This is a genomic window from Novosphingobium sp. 17-62-19 (assembly GCF_002256775.1).
In the GTDB taxonomy this organism is placed as follows: Bacteria; Pseudomonadota; Alphaproteobacteria; order Sphingomonadales; family Sphingomonadaceae; genus Novosphingobium.
Genome location: NZ_NCII01000082.1, coordinates 1 through 19126 on the forward strand (window position 1 = coordinate 1; position 19126 = coordinate 19126).

Annotated in this window: 13 protein-coding genes and 1 tRNA gene; 5 read left to right on the plus strand and 9 right to left on the minus strand. The window is 60.8% G+C overall.

The window, feature by feature from the left end; genetic code table 11:
* Window positions 1-33: 33 nt before the first annotated feature.
* Window positions 34-3651 (minus strand): hypothetical protein, encoded by a 3618-nt coding sequence (locus tag B7X90_RS14075; RefSeq protein ID WP_292625412.1) that lies wholly within the window; start codon window positions 3649-3651, stop codon window positions 34-36.
* 262 nt (window positions 3652-3913) lie between these two features.
* Between B7X90_RS14075 and B7X90_RS14080 the strand changes: the two genes are divergently transcribed.
* Together B7X90_RS14080 and B7X90_RS14085 are read left to right on the plus strand one after the other, a co-directional pair.
* Window positions 3914-4597 carry a response regulator transcription factor gene (locus tag B7X90_RS14080; RefSeq protein ID WP_292625414.1) on the plus strand — a complete coding sequence of 228 codons (684 nt, stop codon included), beginning with the start codon at window positions 3914-3916 and terminating at the stop codon, window positions 4595-4597.
* A 67-nt stretch (window positions 4598-4664) separates the two neighbouring features.
* A complete protein-coding gene (locus B7X90_RS14085) occupies window positions 4665-6413 on the plus strand; it encodes an ATP-binding protein (protein ID WP_292625416.1) in 1749 nt (582 codons plus the stop codon).
* Window positions 6414-6514: 101 nt separating this feature from the next.
* Here B7X90_RS14085 and B7X90_RS14090 read toward each other — a convergent pair whose 3' ends face one another.
* The 5 genes from B7X90_RS14090 to B7X90_RS14110 all read right to left on the minus strand — a co-directional run bounded on the left by B7X90_RS14090 (window position 6515) and on the right by B7X90_RS14110 (window position 14023).
* Window positions 6515-8557, minus strand: a complete 2043-nt coding sequence (locus B7X90_RS14090; protein ID WP_292625418.1) for a glycoside hydrolase domain-containing protein — start codon at window positions 8555-8557, stop codon at window positions 6515-6517.
* Window positions 8558-8583: 26 nt separating this feature from the next.
* Window positions 8584-9834, minus strand: coding sequence for a YdcF family protein (locus B7X90_RS14095; protein WP_292625420.1), 1251 nt, complete (start codon window positions 9832-9834; stop codon window positions 8584-8586).
* On the minus strand, window positions 9831-11099 hold the full coding sequence (locus B7X90_RS14100) for a Ca2+-dependent phosphoinositide-specific phospholipase C (RefSeq protein ID WP_292625422.1): 1269 nt from the start codon (window positions 11097-11099) through the stop codon (window positions 9831-9833). The genes B7X90_RS14095 and B7X90_RS14100 overlap by 4 nt, the downstream gene beginning before the upstream one ends.
* A gap of 7 nt (window positions 11100-11106) precedes the next feature.
* A complete protein-coding gene (locus tag B7X90_RS14105) occupies window positions 11107-13644 on the minus strand; it encodes a TonB-dependent receptor (protein ID WP_292625424.1) in 2538 nt (845 codons plus the stop codon).
* A 289-nt stretch (window positions 13645-13933) separates the two neighbouring features.
* Window positions 13934-14023 (minus strand) — tRNA-Ser (locus B7X90_RS14110).
* A 179-nt stretch (window positions 14024-14202) separates the two neighbouring features.
* Here B7X90_RS14110 and hspQ point away from each other — a divergent pair.
* A complete protein-coding gene (gene hspQ / locus B7X90_RS14115) occupies window positions 14203-14583 on the plus strand; it encodes a heat shock protein HspQ (protein ID WP_292625426.1) in 381 nt (126 codons plus the stop codon).
* A 21-nt stretch (window positions 14584-14604) separates the two neighbouring features.
* On the opposite strand, the gene B7X90_RS14120 is transcribed toward hspQ, so the two are convergent.
* On the minus strand, window positions 14605-15408 hold the full coding sequence (locus tag B7X90_RS14120) for an ABC transporter permease (RefSeq protein ID WP_292625428.1): 804 nt from the start codon (window positions 15406-15408) through the stop codon (window positions 14605-14607).
* 63 nt (window positions 15409-15471) lie between these two features.
* Between B7X90_RS14120 and B7X90_RS14125 the strand changes: the two genes are divergently transcribed.
* Together B7X90_RS14125 and B7X90_RS14130 are read left to right on the plus strand one after the other, a co-directional pair.
* A complete protein-coding gene (locus tag B7X90_RS14125; RefSeq protein ID WP_292625437.1) occupies window positions 15472-16131 on the plus strand; it encodes a GcrA family cell cycle regulator in 660 nt (219 codons plus the stop codon).
* An 89-nt stretch (window positions 16132-16220) separates the two neighbouring features.
* Entirely contained in the window at window positions 16221-17387 is a 1167-nt protein-coding gene (locus tag B7X90_RS14130) for a GGDEF domain-containing protein (protein WP_292625431.1), read from the plus strand.
* A 4-nt stretch (window positions 17388-17391) separates the two neighbouring features.
* On the opposite strand, the gene B7X90_RS14135 is transcribed toward B7X90_RS14130, so the two are convergent.
* Complete coding sequence (locus B7X90_RS14135) at window positions 17392-17622, minus strand: hypothetical protein (RefSeq protein WP_292625433.1); 231 nt, start codon at window positions 17620-17622, stop codon at window positions 17392-17394.
* A 265-nt stretch (window positions 17623-17887) separates the two neighbouring features.
* Window positions 17888-19126: polyribonucleotide nucleotidyltransferase (gene pnp / locus B7X90_RS14140; protein WP_292625435.1), on the minus strand; the 1239-nt coding region annotated here is incomplete at its 5' end.

Here is a 19126-nt window from a genome sequence, read left to right on the forward strand (position 1 = left end):
AAGCCATCTGGATCATAAAATCACCAGCGCCGATCACCTTCGGCGCAACGAGACCTGCTGGCATTTTCCCGCTACGCTTTCCCAACATAGGACGTTGTCGGTCAACGCGCCGCCATAGTTGAAGAGACGATACAGGCCCTCTCCAAAGCCGCCTGCATCTATCACGTTGAGCGTGCCATCCAGCGTGAGGTTCCCACCCACCGTCACCACATCGCTATTTACCCCGGCCACGTCACCCGGCGCGCCGAGTTCAAAGGCCAAAATGCTGTCTGCGCCCAGCACAAGATCGTTCCCGAAGGTGAGGTTACCGGGGCTATTGCCCGGCGCGAGGGTGGCATCGGCGATGGACACAGTTCCACCGATGCGCCCAGTGCCGCCCAGCGTTGCGCCGTTCGACACAGTCATGATGTGGGTAGCGGCGCCGAAATTGCCGTTTACCCGCAGCGTGCCGCCTTTGACCAGCGTACGCCCCTGATAAAGCCCCGCTCCACCCCCGGGTGTGACGCCTGTCATCGTCGTCGTCCCGGCAAGGTGCCGGATCACACTGGCCGACGCATCGTTGGTTGAACCGTCGATGCGGCTGGGCAGGACGAAATCGGTCGCGGTGTGGTTGATCACGAACTGGGTGTTGAACAGGCTGAGTTGTGCAACATTGAATGCCCCGACTGCGCCCGGTTCGCTGTCCACTGTCCCGCCAAGATTGATCTCGTTTTCGGCCAGACCGCTGCCAATGCTGCCAGCGGTGAAATCCGAATTGATGAGAGTCAGCCGGTTACCGCCAAAGAGGCTGCCCATTGTCAGTTGACCGGTACCAAAGTCTACGGTCGCGTCGGTTACTTCAAGCACGCCGCGGTTCATCAACAGGCCGCCGGTCATGTTGAGGGTTGCGCCGTTCCGCACCGCCAAGCGCCGCTCCCCACCGAAGGAAAGCCCGCTTGATGAGGCCGAAGTCACGTTGAAAACTGCATTGTCGGTAACTACGAAATCAAGCGCGCCCGGATTATTGGCGTTGATCGACAAGGCTCCTGTCGAATTGACTTCGGTACCTTCTCCCGAAATCAGCACGCTGGCCTGTTCCGCAAAAGCGTTCGACTGCACGCCGGTCATGTTGAGCCGCGCACCATCGGTCACCGTCAGCGACCCGCCGGACTGTTCGATTGAAGCGACAGACGCGATAGCGTTGTTGGTAATAGTGGCAGAACCACCAAGGTTGAGTGGTGATTGCAGATCGAAGCGGGAATCGAATCCTGTCACAAGCAGTGAAGAACCGCTCGCGATCCCCATGCCGAAAGTCGACGTCACAGTCCTCGCCCAGCTTCCCCCGTTGCGGACGATGATATTGCCCACGCCGCCGCCCTGCGATCCATTGCCGACCGCCAGTTGCCCATTTACGGACGTGAATTCGAAGCGCGAAGCGGTGCCGTTGCTGCCATCGACGATCAGTTCACCTGTTCCGGCAAAATTGGCGTTGCCGCAACCGAGGCAGAGCGAAGCCGCCCGTGCAAGGCTGCCATTGGTGACTTCGAGCAGGCCGGTGGCCTGAAAAGCTGCGCCGATGGACAGCGTGCCCTGCACGTCCAGCGTGCCATTGCTTTCAAATGCTGCGTTCCGGCTGACCCGGACGATACCACTGCCCGGCGTGACTACGCCAAACGGGCTGATCGTATCGCCAATGATGAGTTGCCCACCCGAAAGGATAGTCAACGTTCCGCCATTTACATCCACCACGGCAGGCGGATTGCCTGCGACATTGCTGGAAGTTCGAAACGTGCCGCCCGTGGTCATGTCGCCCACGATGACGACGCCTGCAGCCGCAGTGCTACGGTTCTCGATCCCGATCAGTCCGGTCCATGACGCGCCAAGCGTGACGTTGACAACTCCATCGCCGGAATTGGTCAGCGCCCCATCGCTGACGGCAGTGCCATTGATACCGAGTGTGCCTGAGGTGTTGTCGATCGGCCCGCTGATCGTGCCTCCAATCCCTGCATTGCCGGCGTTTTCCAGCCCAGCTGTGATTGTGCCGGATGACGTAAGATCGCCTGCGTCGCTGTTGATGATCCTGCCCACAATCGTGCCGCGATTGTCGATACGTGCTGCATTGCTGATTGAGGTCAACCCGTCCCAAACCGCGCCGGATTCAACCACGATCCGGCCAGTGCCTGAATTGTCCAACGCTCCGTTGCTGGATAGCGCGCCGTTTACATTCAGCGTTCCAGCCAGCGTGCTGATTGGCCCGTTCAACGTACCACGCACCGTTGCGGTGCCTTCGTTATCAAGACCAGCGGTGATCACGCCTGTCGAAACGAGGGTTCCGCCACTACGGTTCAGCACAGCACCGGTAATAGTGCCACTGTTGGTCAAGGTGGCCGAGGAAGGTGTTGTCCTGCTGCTTAGTCGGATTGAACCGATCCAGTTGGCCTGATTGTCCAGTGTGCCGCCGGTCGTAATTGCGCTTTCGCCCGCGATGCTTGTCGTATCGACCGTACCAAGGTTCAAAAATCTTGCATTCGGACCACTTGTTGAAACGATACCTCCAGTAATAGCTCCATTGTTGTTGAAGTTTCCAATGATACTTCCATCAAAAAAACCAATCAAGTCAACAAGGTTCCACGTTCCATTGTTGGTGACAGTGATATTTTGTCCCACGACAAATCCACCATTCCATATACCGTCGTTTACAGTGTTTGCCCCAGAACTCCCGACGACGCCGGTCAAGCTGGCATTTACTGTTCCCTGGTTTAGGAATCGCGCATTGGAATTCAGTACCAGTCGATCATCGTTGCCGGTAGCCGCCAGATTGGCAAGCGAGAGCGTCCCACCGACTGCAACCCGCGTCGACGCCGCTTGCTGCACCCTGTAAGCCGCGTTGGGAGCCAATGTCAGCGAGCCGTTGATCAAGATGCCATCCGCTGCGCTTGAAGTGTTGGATACAGTGCCCATGCTGGACAAATCTGCCCCGGCATTGATGACAACCGTCCCGCCACCCGCATTGGATAGCGTGCTGCTGCTCATCAGATCGCCGTTGATGATGAGTGCGCCGGAACTGGTGATGGCACCGTTTAGCGTGCCCGACACCGTAGCGGTGCTACCGACCAGATTGTTCAGTCCCCCATTGATCGCGCCAGTGGAACTGAATGTGGCACTGTTCTCCACAAGGCCGGAAATCAAGCCGCTGTTGGCGAAGGCTGCGCCGCGATGAGTGACGGCTCCATTGATGGTCCCCGCATTGCTGGCGGTGCCAGCGCCGGTAGTGTCCAGATTGCCTGTCAGGGTCCCCTCAGCGCCGACCACCAAGGTTCCAGTGGCGCTAACGGTAGTCGTCGGCGAAGATAGCGCCGAATTGACAGTCAGCGTTCCGGCCGAAACATTGGTTTGGGCCACCGATTGAGAAGTGGTGATCGTCGGCTGGTTGGGCACAGCGGCGCTATCAAGCGTTGCGATATTGGCATTGTTGGGCACCACGCCGGTGTTCCAGTTTTCCGCCGTGCCGAAATCACTGCTGGTATTGCCGTTCCATGTTGCAGATTGCGCCAGCACCAAATGTGGCAGGGTAAGTGCACTTCCCGTCAGAAGCACGCCGATCACACGCCGCCCAGCACGATGACGCTCATGAGCGGCGGGCTTTGTGATTGGCTTTGCGCGCGTGTTCATGGTGACGTTCCCCTGTTACCTGCATTGCCGGAACCGAAATTGCGGCAATCCCCCACGGAAAACCGGCCAGCTTGTGGTCAGCCAGCCCGCTATGCAGTTATATTCCGACGTCTTTTGAGCGATGGGGAGCACAGGCGCATCGGCCAGGTGGTCTAGCCAGATGGCCTAGCCGAAGCGGTGGCTAACGCCCTTGGCCAGTGCAAGAACCTTGTTTTTCCGGCATTGCGGGCATAGGCTTTTGGTGCAGGTGTGGGAGAATGTCGTGAAAGTGTTGGTGTGCGACGATCATCCGATTGTTGCATCAGCCATCGCGATGATGATTGAGGGCACATTCGATGCTACGATCCATATCACGCATGACTATCAGCAGGCCAGGGCAATGGCCGCAGAACAGCCCGATATTGGACTGTGCCTACTCGATATTCATATCCCAGGTGAAGATGCGCGCGCAGGGATAAAGGCATTGCAGGCAGCATTGCCTCAGGCCCGTTTCCTGTTGTTTTCAGGGTCGGCACAAGAGGCGGACCTAATGATGGCGCTGGATCTGGAAATGCATGGATTTCTGCCCAAGTCTTCTACGCCGCAAGTCGTTGAAGCTGTGGTGCGCCTCGTCCTGGCGGGCGGGGTCTATTTACCCAGTGGCATTGGTGAACTGGCAATGCGCAATGCCAAAGCAACCCACCCTACATCCAGCACCGTGGGTGCGGCTGCCACGCCGGTCGCGCACACTTCCGAAGCCATGTACGGCACGTTGACCGAGCGGCAGATCATGGTCCTGCAGCAAGTCTCTGCCGGACGATCCAATAAGGAAATTGCGCGCGAACTGGCAATTTCACCGGCCACCGTGAAGGCGCACGTGGCCCACGTCATTGCGCTGCTTGGCGTGTCCAACCGGATCGAAGCTGCCGCCCGTGCGCGAGGCTTGGGTCTGATCGATCCGGGTTAGCCACTTGGCCGGGGTAGTTGCGCTAAACATCAACGCAAGCCACAAGTCCTGCGGCGGAGGATAACGCATGACGGGGCCGGAAACAGGCAAGCCAAGGCAAGCCAACGAATATCAACGCATTCGCGCCGCAGAATCGCGCATCGAATTTACGCTTGCCGGGCTGATGACTTTCCTGATCGCTGGCACATTTGTTTACGTCCATCTGTTGTTCAAGCCGATCGTGCCGACTGCAAACTTGATGGCTTGGACATGGTCCATGGGCCTTGTCATCTTCATGCTGTTTCTTGTGCCAGGAATTGTCCTGATCCGGCGCCCGGACGATCTGGAAATCGCCACGGTTTGGGCGCGGGTCGGGTCAGTAGTGACTGCGCTGTTCGATCTCGCCGTGGCTTCCACGGTCTGGCTGTTCTTTCCGCATATCAGCGAGCAGTTGCAATTGCTGATGGTCGTGTTCTTTTGCGCAACCATCAGCGCTCAGGTTATTTCAACGGCAGAAGCGATTGCCAACATATCGTTCGGCGTGGTAGCCATTTTCGGATCGACCGCGCTGTTCTTTTTGCAAAGCGATTCAAGTTACGCGGTTTCGCTGGCCGTATTTCTGATCGCATATGGCGCACTGATGATCGGCGTTGCACTGACATTGAAATATGCGGTGCGCAGCGCGATTCAATCAAGGCTGAAGGCCGAAGAAGCATCTGCCGAACTGGTAGTGGCCTTGGGACAGGCACAAAAGGCGCGCGATGATCGCACGACGTTCATTGCGGCGGCGAGCCACGATTTGCGCCAGCCGCTGCAAGCAGCAATGCTGTTCTTCCAGCAACTATCGATGAACCCCAAAGCACATTTGCGGGCTCGTGCCGAAGATGGCGTGCGACAGGCATTTCAAGAAGCCAACGCATTGCTGGATCGGATGTTAGAACACCTCAGGCTGGAAAGCGGCACGATGCCAACGGCGATCTGTGCGGTTGATCTAGGCCCGCTGATCTCAACGCTGGCCGCCGAACATGAAGTGATTGCCCGCAACGCCGGGATACGGTTGCAAGCCTTTGGCGGATCATATCGGGTGCGAACCGACCCGCACCTGCTCTCTCGCATCTTGCGCAACCTGCTGCACAATGCCTGTACCCATGCACAAGGGGAACGGCTGCTCATCCTTACCCGCCGGATGGGCAACAGGGTGAGGCTTTATGTGATCGATGATGGAGTGGGCTTCGACGAAAATGCCGACGCATGTTTCCAGCCTTATATGCAGGGCGCAGTCGCACGCGGCAAGGCCCAAGGCATGGGGCTTGGCCTGGCCGTGTCGCGCGAAATGGCCCGGCTTGTCGGCGGCAGTCTTGAGCTTGATCTACGCTGGACAAGCGGCGCTGCAATTTTCATCGATCTGCCACTGCTGGCTGAAGTGCGCCCGAAAAGTTCCTCGCGCATTGCACAAGCGATAGGGCGCAAGGCCCTTGCCAATCTACGGATCATCGTGATCGATGACGATGAAGGGGCTCGCACAGCCCTCGCCACCCTGCTCGGCCTGATCGCCGCTGAAGTTCGCGCGGTCGGAACCTTGCGCGAACTTGAAGCGCTTGAGGGCTCGCCGGCCGATCTGATCATATCCGACTGGCATCTGGCCGATGGTCAGCACGGCGATGCTGCCGTAGCACTTGCCGTTCGCAAATGGCCGGGCATCGCAGCCGTATTCATCACCGGCGACGGCTCGCCCGAAACACTCCAAACCATGTCGTCGTCGCAAATCCCAGTCCTGTGGAAACCGACCAACATCGACGAACTGGGTGCAATCGTGGGCAAACGAATGACCAACTGATCTGGTCGCTAGCTTTTGCATTCTGGTCGCTAGCTTTTGCATGACGACGCCGTCCGGTTTTGATCTTGAGATCAGGTTCGACGGGCTGGTGCTTGATCCTGCTACCTGGCAGACGGCCGCGATCCATGTGCCCAGCGAATGGGGCTACGAACGGAAGCCTCGCGCGAAGTTGAGGCGCTGTACAGATAGAGTTGTGAGTGCGGCAGGCTGGAGCCAACAACCTTGCGACCATTGACCAGCATCTGGCCATCGGCTGCCCTGCTCACGACAATCCTGACGCCCTTTGATGGCCGGATCACAGCCTGCTGCATATGCGACCGCGAGACGACATATTGCGGTAAACCGGGCATGAGCGGGTACAGGCCCAGCACTGACCACACGTACCAACCGGTCATAGACCCGGCATCGTCGTCCATCCCATCGGCAAAGCCCTGCGGCGACAGCGAAAAGCTGCGGCCAATCCACGGCTCTGGCCGCACGCCCGCATTGGTATAGCGGTGCTCCATCGGTTGGCGCAGGTATTTGCCAACGATGGCATCGGTCGCCGCCGGGTTGCCCGCCCACGCCAGAATATAGGGCACATGCATATCGGGCTGGTTGGTCATGTTGAACAGGTTGTCGGCAAAGAAGGCTGCCAGTTCGGTCTCGAACCGGGGGCCCATCGTGGCCTTCAGCCAGGGCAGATCGAACACCGGCGCCCAGCGATATTGCGCCAGCGTGCCCTGATAGAGCCCGCGCGCCTTGACCACATCGGCATCGGAGCCAAGCCGGTCGAACGTGGCCAGCCACATCGCGCGATAGCTTAGCGCCTGCTGGCGATGGCGCGCGGCGAGGTCTGCTTCCCCAAGATCGTCCGCCAGTTCGGCAATCGCCCAGTCGTCATAGGCGGCCTCGATCTGCTCGTCGGGCGTGGCGCGGGCAAGGGTGGGGCTTTCCGCCACCATGCCTGAAAGCGCGGCGCGCGCATCGAACCCGGTGATGCCCTTGCGGTAGAAATCGAGCAGCGCGATTCCGGCATGTTCGGTGCGCACGGTCAGGAACGGCTCGGTCGGGGTCGCCCAGCGCCGCTTGCCGGTGGCGTAGAGCCGCACCAGCGACTTGCCGATGTCTTGTGCGCGCGCCGGATCGATCAGCGCGATCAGCGGCATTTGCGTGCGATAATTGTCCCACATCGCCCAACTGGTGTAGTGCTGTTCGCCGGGGGCAAGCTGCGCCACTTTGCCGTCGCTGCCACGATACCGGCCATCGGGATCGCCAATCGCCACAGGTGTCTGCATCACCCGGTACAGCGCGGTGTGGAACAAGGCCTGTTCCTCGCGCGTGCCGGTGATCGTAATCCGCGAAAGTTCACGGTTCCATTCGTCGAGCGTCTGGCGGGCCAGCGTGGCAAAAGGCCGCTGCCCCAGTTCTGCATCGCGCACGACCGCCGCCGCCGCCGCATCTACCGACGACAGGCCGGTGCGCAATTCCACCACATCACCAGCCCGCACATCGAGAAGCAATACGGCCTGACTGGTCCGGTCACCCTCCCACCGGGCAGCAATCGCCTTGCCATTGTGCAGCAGGCGCGATGCCGAATGGAGATAGTACCGCCCGACATCGCAAACCGTCCCGGCGGAGAAACTTGCGCGCAGTTCACCGTCGCTCTCACCGGTCCACTGCGCGGCCCTGTGCTTTGAATAATTGCGGGTGAAATCGACCGAAAGCTGAATGCGGCCCGTGCGCGGCAGGCGGAACCGGAGTGCGCCGCTGCCGCGTGTGGCGGTCATTTCAGCAAGGATACCCGGCCCGTAGCTGACGCGGTAGTAGCCTGCGTGCGCGCGCTCGCTGCGCTTGTCGATGGTCTGCGCTGAAGGCTCACCGGCATAGACCAGCGTCGCCCGCACATCGCCGCCCGCCCCGCCGCAACCCACGCCAACGCCGCGCGTGTGGGAAAATCCGTCCAGCGTCGTAGCGGCAAAATCATAGCCCGCGTGATTGGCCGGTGTCGTATCCGGGCCTAGCTGGACCATGCCATAAGGCGCCACTGCCGCCGGGCTCAACTGGCCGAAATCGGCCAGCGTTCCCACGAAAGGATTGACGGCCCTGCCCGGCTCGCTCTGCGCCGCAGCGGGTTGGCCGAACGCGAACAAAACAACAGCCACTGCGCTGGTAAGCTTGTGCAGAATGTTCACGGGTCCAGCGGGTCCAGCGGTTCGACATGGAACGCCACCGGATCGGGCGTAAACAGCACGGTGAACTGATCGGGACCCGGTGCGATCTTGCCGGGTTTCACGCCCATCTCGGCAAGGCTGCGCTGTGCCAGCAGGGGGCTGGCGATGTACTTGATCGTCATGTGATCCGATACGATCAGCGAAGGACGATCCGCCGGGAACCCTGCCGCCAGCAGCAACCGCGCGCAGTTGCGCAGATTGGTGGTGGTGTGGCGCGCGTGCGGCTCCATCAGGATGCGGTCCGCCGGGATGCCGTGCTGCTCGATCAGCACGCGCTTCATCTCCACCGCTTCGTTGAAGGGCGTACGGTTGGGATGCACGTTGCCACCCGACACCACGATGAACGGTGCAAGCCCGCGCCGGAACATCGAAGCAGCAATGCCCATGCGGATGTGGCCCATCACGCCCGTGCGCGATTGCGCATCTTCCGGGCCGTGGCCGAACACCAGCAGCGCGGGATAGGGAAAGTCCTTCCACGCAGCTTTTTGAACGGCAGCAACGGCGGCGGCATTGTCTTCGCCCAGCAACGGCCTGAACGCCCCGCCCTCAACCCGCTCGTTCATGCCAAGCAGGCCGGTCGCATAGCGCGTTGGTGGGTCGAACATTGTGTCGCTTTTGCTCGCCATGCTGGCAGCGGCCACGCCGTGGGCGGCCAGAACCTTGGCGTACTCAGGGTTGGCCGTGTCGAAAATGTACGCGTCGATCTTGGGATAGCGCGGCGGCTGGCCCTTGGCATAGACCGCGATGACCGTGTTCATGCCACCAGCCGTCTCGCGCCAGGCAGCGGCGAGAAAATCGGCATCGGCCAGCGCAGCATGGCGGGCAAAGCGGCCCGAGCGGCGCATCTGATCGGTCACCAGCGAGCGGGCAAGGCGCGGTTCCCGCACCAGCGCGCGCAGGCTCGCCTCGACCGTGGCGATATCGGCCCCGGTCCAAAGCCACGCATCGGCAAGGCACTGCGGCGCAGGCTTGCAATCCGTGGCCGGCACGCGCGCGCTACGCTCAGCCGCCAGCTTGGCCAGCGCCGGATCAGCGGCAAGCGCAGCAGGCCACCCCGCCGCCGCGCGGATCATTGCAGGCATCGGGAACAGCCGCGTCTCCAGCTTGTCGGCAAAGGGCGCAGTGTAGCCTGCCGGGTCCTGTGCGCTTGCTGGCATTGGGGCTGCAACCAGCAACAGTGCAGCTGTCATCGCAAAAACGCGTTTCATTTGCCATTCTCCTTGGCCCGGCATGTGCCGGCCACCGGATTGCATCGCCACCCATCCGCAAACGGGGGCACGTGATAGTCATTACCGTGAACATTGCGCGCGGTCAGATAGTCTGTCGAAATGATCTGCGCCCCGCTGGCCAGCGCCTGATCACGGCGGCGCGGATCGTTGCGGCGCGCCTCATCGGTATCGATATCGGCGCGGGTGCGCACGAGATAACCCTGCCGGACCAGCGCAGGAATGCGCTCGGGCTTCACCAGCGCATTGTCGACCAGCACGAACGCGGTGTGGGCCATGCCCGGCAGGCCCTGCACAAAGGCCGCGCGGCCCTGCAACGATGGTGTGCCATCAAGGTACGGCGCAAACCGCGCGAAATCGAGGCCGGGCACCAGATAGAGAAACACGAACTTGCCGCCTGCCTGCGAAAGCCGGGGCCATGCACCCGCCTTGGCCGCCGCTTCCAGCGTGGGATGGTCGCTGCGCAACTGGTCGGGCGTGAACACCTTGTCCTTGCCCAGAACGTCCAGAATCGCCCGGTCCACTTCGGCAAAGGCCGCAGCGTCGAACGGCGGCACCTGCGCAGCCCCCGGAAAGGCGCGCGCCAGCCCGCCCTGCTTGGGCTCCAGCAGAATGAACACCGGGCTATGCGCCGGATTGGCGTCCGACCACTGCCGCAAGATCATCAGGCAGTCACGCAGCGCCGGGCACTGGCTGCGGAAATCCACATCGGCCACGTGCTGCACTTTCATGCCGGGCTGCCGCAGCGCCTCGGTGTGGATCGGGGCAAGGTCCCCCTCCCCCGCCTTGCGCAGCATCTGGTAGGGCAGCGGATCGGCATAGAGCCCGCCCGCTGGATCTGGATGCAGATCGAATTCCAGACTGCGCGCACCGCTGCGCAATTGCGCCTCAATCGGCATCTGAACGTAATCGAGCGTGGTTCTGAAATCACTGATGCCCGAAGGATGCTCTTCGGCCAGTGCAGCACGCTGTTCGGAATTGAGCCGCTCCAGCATCGCGCCGGTCAGCGCGGCAATGCGCGGGGCCATAATGGCCATGACGCGCGGATCGGCGGGGATGGCATAGCTATTATGCGTGCCGATCACCTGCATTTCATTGATGCGCGGATCAGGTGGCGATGCACCTGTCCCGGCATTCATATCGGCAGGCGCGGCTGCGGCCCCCATCGTCATGATGGAAGCCGCAGCAATGATCGCCGCAGACGAGACCTTGGCCAGAGCTAGCCTGCGGGCAAACATCTTGCGCATGAACCGATTACCAGCTGCGGCTGATGATCAGGCGGAAGTTCCGGCCAAACAGCGGACGGCCATAGATCGCATCGGATGCGTCCTGCCCGGAAAGCTGATCGGTGCGCGGATTGCCTTCGGTCAGCCCCTCGGCGTTGGTCAGGTTGTCACCCACCACCTGGAAGCGCCAGTCGCCCGTGGTCAGCGCGATGTTGGCACCGAACGTCTGGTATGCTGGCAGCCGTGTACGGTTGAACAGATCGACGAAGCGCTCGCCGACGAAGTCAAACCGGCCCTGCACTTCAAGGCGGCTGCCACCCATGTCGAACGAGAAGGTCGGACGGACGTTGCCGAACAGCTTCGGCTCGCGGATGATCTGGTTGCCGTTCACCGCGCTGGGGTCAGCGCCGGCGCTGTTTTCCAGATTGCGATACTGCGGATCGGCCACGGTGATCGAAGCTGCAAGGTCGAACCAGTCAACCGGTGCAAACTTGCCGTCCATTTCGATGCCCTTGGCCACTGCTTCACCGACGAATGGCACCACCTGATCGTTGCGTCCGGTCGTGGGGTTGAAAGCCACGAACGAGGCGTTGAACGGGTTAAAGTCGGTGTAGAACCCGGTCAGGTAGATGTAGGACCGCCCGAAATCGGCCTTGATCCCGGCTTCATACTGGCGCGCCTGAGTCTTGACGATATTGGGCACAGCATTGAGCGTCACACCTGCGCCCGGTGGCACCTGCAGGTTCGACACACGGCCATAGGCACCGAAGCTGGGCGAGAAATCGTAGCTGAGGCCAACGGTCCAGTTGGTAGCGGTGGGCTTGAGCAGGTTGGTGACGCGCTGCCCGGTAAAGCCGCGCGTGTTGTCATCGGCCAGCGTGCCCGGCTTGCCCAGATTGATGCCGCCAGCGGTCAGTTCGGTATAGCCCGAAAGCTCGTACCATTCCTTGCGGATACCGGCATCCAGACGCAGACCCGGCGTGATTTCCCATGTGTCGTTGGCATAGAGCGAGATGACCTTGCCGTCGCTGTCACCGTTGGTCAGTGTCGTGGTTGCGCGCAGCGTGCCGTTGTCGGTCACATAGCCAAGGATCTGGCCTGCCGCATTGTAGGCCACCAGATCGAGCGTGCGCGGCTTGCCCGCCACTTCGATCAGCATGTCCTGATAGGCCAGGAACGCCGACGTGCCGTAGATCGAGCCATAGACGCCAACCTTGACGTCATGCTTGCCAAAGCCGGTTTCGAATTCCTTGGTGACGCTCAGGTCCGCCTGCGTCGAATGGAACTTGGCTTCGACCGCGCGATACTGGCCCGACATGACCAGACCCGATGCCGAGTTCGGATCATAGACGGTCGCGCCGTTCGTGCCGCCGATGGCATAGCCGATGCGCGTGACCGGATTGGTGGCAGTGCCGAATGCGGTGTTGGCAGCGGCCAGATAGCTGTTGGCAAAGCTGGTTCCTGCAACCGGGTTGGTGGTTGAATAGAACGCGTCAAAGCTGTTCTTGCCGGTGGTCAGGCCCAGCTTGGCCGAAACCAGATAGCCGCCGAAATCGCCCTGATATTCCAGACCGACATTGCCAAAGCGCATATGACGGCCATTGGCCAGATCGCGGGCAAGGGTTTCAGTCTGGCCATTGCCGTTGCGATAGGAAATGTTCAGCCCGCGCAGCGAAGGCGAATTCATCGTGCCGGTGAAATAGTCGATGAACGGATTGAGCGAAACCGATGGGTTGCGCGGATCCGATACCGGGATCGGCAGATAGAACAGGTTCTTGTCGTTCACATAAGTGACCGAAAGCTTGACGAAGCCATTGTCGAGATTGTGCTTCAGGTTTGCGCGGATCTGGCCACCCTTGTCGTTGGGAAAGCCGTTGTCGCGATAGCCGTCGTGCTGGCGCAGGAAGCCGCCGATGGCGAAATAGGTGTTTTCCGCCAGCTTTCCTGATTGCATCAGATCGAGGCGATAGAGGCCGGTATCGCCCAGCGTAACTTGCGCGCGGCCACGTGGCTCTTCGCCACCGGTCACAGTGATGTTGTTGGCGATCGCAGCAGCGTTGCTGGCATAGATCGGTGCCGGACCACCGCGCACCACTTCAACGCGCTCGGTCATCAGGTCGAAGCGGTTCATGCCTTCGCCCGAGTTGAAGAAGAAGCCGTCGATCTCATGATAGAGCGGCAGACCGTCCTGCTGGAAGATCAGGTAGCCACGGTCGGTCGGGATACCACGCACGCGGGTGATGTTCTGCACTTCGCCGCCGGTCGCTTCGATGTGGATGCCCGGAACGTTGCCCAGCAGTTCGGCGTAGTTCTTCGGCGCAAGCTTCAGCACATCGTCCTGCGACAGCGCGTTGACGGCATAGGACACGTCAAAACGACGCTGTTCACGCGCCGATCCCGTGACAACGATCTGCTCCTGGTTTTCAGGCTCTTCGCTTTCAGCCGCTGGGGCCTGAGCCGAATCCTGCGCTGGTTCGCTTTCGGCAGCGCTGGCCGCAACCGATGCCAATGTGCTGATCGAGCAGATCAGGCCAATGCAGATGGATTTGGAAAAAGTTGACTTCACGTTCGACCCCTTTGATGCGTCGGGCCGCGCCTATGAGGTCTGTGCGTCTGCGATATTACTATCTGAAATAATTACGAAATATGACAATTGGAGCTTGGTGCGAGCTTCAAACAGCTGAAATTTCGCCACATTCTGGGCAGCATAATACCCCGAAATGATGGTTGAGCTTCAGTATCACGAAGAATAATTTCCCTAGCGGGCAACAACAATTAACAGGTTGCTGTGGTTCGCCTCCGCAGGGCTCGGTGCAGAAATTTTTATACTTTCACATGTCAGTATAAAAATTTCTTGGCGGAGAGGGTGGGATTCGAACCCACGGTACGGTTGCCCGTACACTGCATTTCGAGTGCAGCGCATTCGACCACTCTGCCACCTCTCCATATGGTGCCAATCAGGGGGCCGCAAAGGGCTTATCCCGGTCGAGGAAGCGCGCCGTTAGCGCATGACATCGGGCTTGCCAAGCGAAAAGCAGTGCAAGTTTTCCACACTGTCCTGTGGGTAGCAACCTTTCTCGGCAGGCAACTTGTTTGCGGCGCACCATCTGCCTATATTGCGTAGATGGACCGCGCGAGCTTCTTTTCGCCACAGGCCGGGCGCGATATTTCGGCCCCTCCCGTTTCTTCGGCACGCTTTTCGATTGGCGATGTCGTTCGCCATCGCATGTTCGGCTTCCGCGGCGTTGTGTTCGATATCGATCCGGTCTTCGCAAATAGCGAGGAATGGTACGATTCCATTCCCGAAGACATCCGCCCTCCACGCGAACAGCCGTTCTATCACCTCCTCGCCGAGAATGATGAGAGCAGCTACGTCGCCTATGTCAGCCAGCAGAATCTGCTCGCCGATGCCGAATCGGGACCGATCGATCATCCCTCGCTGGATGAGATGTTCGAAGGCTACCGCAATGGTCGCTATCGCCTGCGCCGCAGCCTTTCACATTGAACTGAACGGGGCCCTCCCCGCTCAGTTCTTGAGCTTCCAGCCAGACCGCAGGACCATGTAAAGCCCTGCTCCCAAAGCCAGGTTCAGCACGCCCAGTCCAATCGCGCCGTGCAGGACCGCCATGTTGGTGCTTCCGATGTCGCTGCGCCCCAGAAAGCCGAAGCGGAAGCCCGATATCACATAGAAGATCGGGTTCAACCGGCTCACCGTCTGGAACGCCGGGGCCAGATTGTCGATCACGTAGAACGTGCCCGAAAGCATCGACAGCGGCGTAATCACGAAATTTGTCACCGCCGCGTTGTGATCGAACTTTTCCGCCCAGACCGAAGTCAGCACACCGATCAGCGCCAGCAGAATCGCCCCCATCAGCCCGAACCAGACGACTGCCCACAGATGCGCGATACCCAGCGAGACGCCCGGCCACAGCAGCATAGCTCCGGCCACAGCCAGCCCCACCAGCACCGCTCGCGTCACTGCTGCCCCCACCAATGCCAGCATCAGTTCTCCGGTAGAGATCGGCGGCATCAGGTAGTCGACGATGGTGCCCTGGATCTTGCCGCCCAGCATACTGAAGCTGGAATTGGCAAAAGAATTGTTGATCATCCCCATCGCGATCAGTCCCGGCGCCACGAAGCTGGCAAAGTTCACGCCCAACACCTGGCGCTCGCCATTGGCGCCGCCACCGAGCGCCAGCGTGAATATCATCAGATAAAGCAGCGTCGTTACCGCCGGTGCCCAGATCGTCTGGGTCTGCACCTTGAAGAAACGGCGAACCTCCTTCATATAGAGGGTCCACAGCCCCAACCTGTTGAAGCCACGAAACACCGGTTGCCCGGGCGGGGTGAAGGTTCCGGTGTTGCGGGAGAGCGGATCGAGAAGCTGACCAAGATGTGGGAGGGTGGGTCCACCGCCAGCCAGATCGCCGAGGAACTCGGTGGAGTCAGCCGCAATGCAGTGATCGGAAAGGCGCATCGCCTGGGCCTGAAGGCGCGCCCTTCCCCCGTGAAGGCAAACGACAAGAGCGAGACGGCAACGCCTGCTCCCAAGGCGCCCAAGCCGGCCCCGCCGCCACCGCCCGTGGCGGAGCCCCGGATCGCAGCTCCGCGCCCCGCACCTGTCGCTCCGCCCCCGCCTGCTCCACGCGCTCCAGCCCCTGCGCCAGTTCCCGCTGAAGCTAAGCCCGTTTCCGATGCGCCGGTTGCTCCCCCGCAGCCACGCATCGTTTCGGTCGGCCCCGGCGGCTTCCTGCGTCAAGGCCCCGGCGATCAGCAGGCACCGATTCCGCCTGCCCCGCCGCGTCGCCTTGTTCCTGCGCGCCCCAGCCCTGAAATTGCTGACAAGACCGGCCTGCTCGATCTCAACGATCGCATCTGCCGCTGGCCGATGGGCCATCCGGGTGAGCCGGACTTCCACTTCTGCGGTGACAAGGTGAACCCCGGTTTCCCCTATTGCGTCGAGCATTGCGGTCGCGCCTATCAGGCGCAGTTGCCACGTGGCCATCGCCGCCCTCCCCCGCCGATGCCCTTTGGCGGCCCCAGAGTGCGGTAAGCCAACACGCACGCTGAAAAGCGCAGAATTCACCAAATTCCGCAGTGCCGCGTGGTTAACATCACGCGGCACTTGCCGTTCTAGGGAACATGACACACGATCCCTCCGCGCGCGGATCCCGGTCCCGCTTGCTCAAATGGCTCGGAATTTCCGGCGAAGACGATCAGGCCGAGGATTCGGCACCGTCAGAGATTGCCAACTTCCGAGATCCCAGCGCGCGTGAAATCTGGCTACCGGCCAAACGCCGCCTGCTTGGCAAGGTCGCTGATTTCCTGATCGACCACGATCTTGAAGTCATGCCGTGGACGTTGGAGATCGCTTACGATTGCGTCACCGGCGCCAACCCCCGCCTTGCCCAGTTGATCCTTGAACGGACCGAGGAAGGCAAGGCAATCACCTTGCCTTGGCTAGAACAAGTCATGCGCGAGGAAAAAGGCGATGGCACCGCCGAACAACTCGTCGCACTGATGTCGCGGCTTGAAGAAAGCCTGAACGATTTTGCAAAGACCACCAGCAGCGCGCGCACAGCCACCAGTGAATATGGCGCGGCCTTGCAGCAGCATGTTGATGATCTGGAACAAGTCAGCCGCGCAGGCGTGGTCATCACCGAACTGGCCGCGCTGGCAAAGGCCATGATGCATCGCACGCGCGAGATCGAACACAACCTCAACGAATCCGAAGAACGCGCCATGGCACTCCAGAACAGCCTCGACGAAGCAAGGCGTGTTGCCGACGAGGATCACCTCACCGGCCTGCCCAATCGCCGTGCCTTCGAAGCCATGCTCGACAAGGAAGTCGCCGTCGCGCAGGCTGCGGGCGAATCCCTTTGCGTCGCCTTTGTCGACATCGACCATTTCAAGCGCATCAACGACACCCACGGCCACGCCGCCGGGGATCGCGTGCTCAAGGTCGTCGCGGAAACACTCAGCCGCATCTCCGACGCGCGCTGCCACGTAGCGCGGCATGGCGGCGAGGAATTCGCCGTCCTGTTCCGCGCCCTAAGCCCCGAAAAAGCGTGGGACCGGCTCGATTACGCGCGTGAGGAACTTGCTGAACGTCGCCTCGTCAACCGTTCCACGGACATGCCGTTCGGGCGCATCACGTTCTCGGGCGGCATTGCCGACATTTTTGCTTATACTGGCAAGAGCAAAGCTCTGCGCGCGGCCGACGAAGCGCTCTATGCCGCCAAGCAGTCTGGCCGAAACCAGATCCTGCTTGCCGGAAGCAGCACCCCGCCCCTGCTGGATGCAGCCTGAACGTTCAGTTGTACTGAGAATTCTGCGCACGCTGGAAGGCAAAACGCGCAACCTTGCCGTCGATAATGCTCGTGCGCAGCTTGATGCGCATTTCGTCAGCGCCTTCTTCGCGTGTGCAGACCAAACGGCTTCCACCCGAAGGCAGCACTTCCAGCGCGCTGATCGATACGCCCGCCGCTTCGCAACGCGAGCGGACAGTGGCTTCGGGAAGATTGAGGTTCATTGCGCGGCTCATGGGCGGCACTCCTTGCTGGAACGATAGGCAAATGCGCGGGCCACAGCCTCACACATGAGCGAACACAGATAAAGGGAATGCGCGCCGGATGATCAACGTCTGCTTCCCACTGCGTAAGCGGGAGCGCATGGTGTCTCTCAGCCGGTGGTGCCTACAATGGTCGTTCCACCGATAGCGCCGCTGTGGACCCGAAACGGCGCGATGGCAACGAAAAAGGCCCCACCTTGCGGCGGGGCCTCGTTCATTTTGCAGCTTGCGCTGAACCTCAGTCGTCAGACTTGAGGAACGCAGGCATGTGATCGGGAGCAGGACCGTCCTCACGGTCACGGCGCGGACGATCGCCGCCTTCACGACGGGGACCACGGTCTCCACCGCCACGCGGACCGCGGTCACCACCACGGCCGCCACCGGGACCACGACGGTCGCCACGATCACCACGGTCCGGGCGATCGCCCTTGGGCTCGCGCGGCGGACGGGTATCTTCCAGTTCAGCACCGGTTTCCTGATCGACAACGCGCATCGACAGGCGAACCTTGCCGCGCTGGTCGATTTCGAGGACCTTGACGTAAACGTCCTGGCCTTCCTTCACCACGTCGTTCTTCATTTCGGACACGTGGACGAGACCGTCCTTGCCGCCCATGAAGTTCACGAAGGCGCCGAAATCAACGATGTTGACGACCTTGCCCTTGTAGATCTTGCCCGGTTCAGCTTCCTCGACAATGCCGAGGATCCACTGGCGCGCAGCTTCGATCTGGGTCAGGTCGGAAGACGAGATCTTGATCAGACCTTCGTCGTCGATGTCGACCTTCGCACCGGTGGTGGCCACGATTTCGCGGATCACCTTGCCGCCGGTGCCGATGATGTCGCGGATCTTCGATTTGTCGATCTGCAGCGTCTCGATACGCGGAGCGTGCGCCGAAAGCTCGGTACGCGATTCGCCCAGAGCCTTGGTCATTTCACCAAGGATGTGCGCGCGGCCTTCCGAAGCCTGCCGCAGGGCAACTTCGAAGATTTCGCGCGTGATCCCGGCAACCTTGATGTCCATCTGCATCGTGGTGATGCCTTCAGACGTACCGGCAACCTTGAAGTCCATGTCGCCAAGGTGATCTTCATCGCCCAGGATGTCCGACAGGACGGCAAAGTTCTTGCCTTCAAGAATAAGGCCCATGGCGATGCCCGAAACCGGACGCTTCACCGGAACGCCTGCATCCATCATCGAAAGGCAGCCGCCGCAAACGGTGGCCATCGAAGACGAACCGTTCGACTCGGTGATGTCCGACAGAACGCGGATCGTGTAGGGGAACTCGTCCTTGCTCGGCAGCACGGGGTGCAGCGCGCGCCATGCCAGCTTGCCATGGCCCACTTCGCGACGGCCCGGAGCGCCGAAACGGCCAACTTCACCAACCGAATAGGGCGGGAAGTTGTAGTGGAGCATGAAGCTTTCATACCGCAGGCCTTCCAGCCCGTCGATCATCTGCTCGGATTCCTTGGTGCCCAGCGTGGT

Excerpts from the sequence above, each read along its gene's own strand:
- B7X90_RS14085 (WP_292625416.1), top strand. The coding sequence starts at position 4,665 with ATGACGGGGCCGGAAACAGGCAAGCCAAGGCAAGCCAACGAATATCAA.
- B7X90_RS14130 (WP_292625431.1), top strand. The coding sequence starts at position 16,221 with ATGACACACGATCCCTCCGCGCGCGGATCCCGGTCCCGCTTGCTCAAA.
- B7X90_RS14125 (WP_292625437.1), top strand. The coding sequence starts at position 15,472 with ATGTGGGAGGGTGGGTCCACCGCCAGCCAGATCGCCGAGGAACTCGGT.
- B7X90_RS14095 (WP_292625420.1), bottom strand. The coding sequence starts at position 9,834 with ATGAAACGCGTTTTTGCGATGACAGCTGCACTGTTGCTGGTTGCAGCC.
- B7X90_RS14075 (WP_292625412.1), bottom strand. The coding sequence starts at position 3,651 with ATGAACACGCGCGCAAAGCCAATCACAAAGCCCGCCGCTCATGAGCGT.
- hspQ (WP_292625426.1), top strand. The coding sequence starts at position 14,203 with ATGGACCGCGCGAGCTTCTTTTCGCCACAGGCCGGGCGCGATATTTCG.
- B7X90_RS14100 (WP_292625422.1), bottom strand. The coding sequence starts at position 11,099 with ATGCGCAAGATGTTTGCCCGCAGGCTAGCTCTGGCCAAGGTCTCGTCT.
- B7X90_RS14135 (WP_292625433.1), bottom strand. The coding sequence starts at position 17,622 with ATGAGCCGCGCAATGAACCTCAATCTTCCCGAAGCCACTGTCCGCTCG.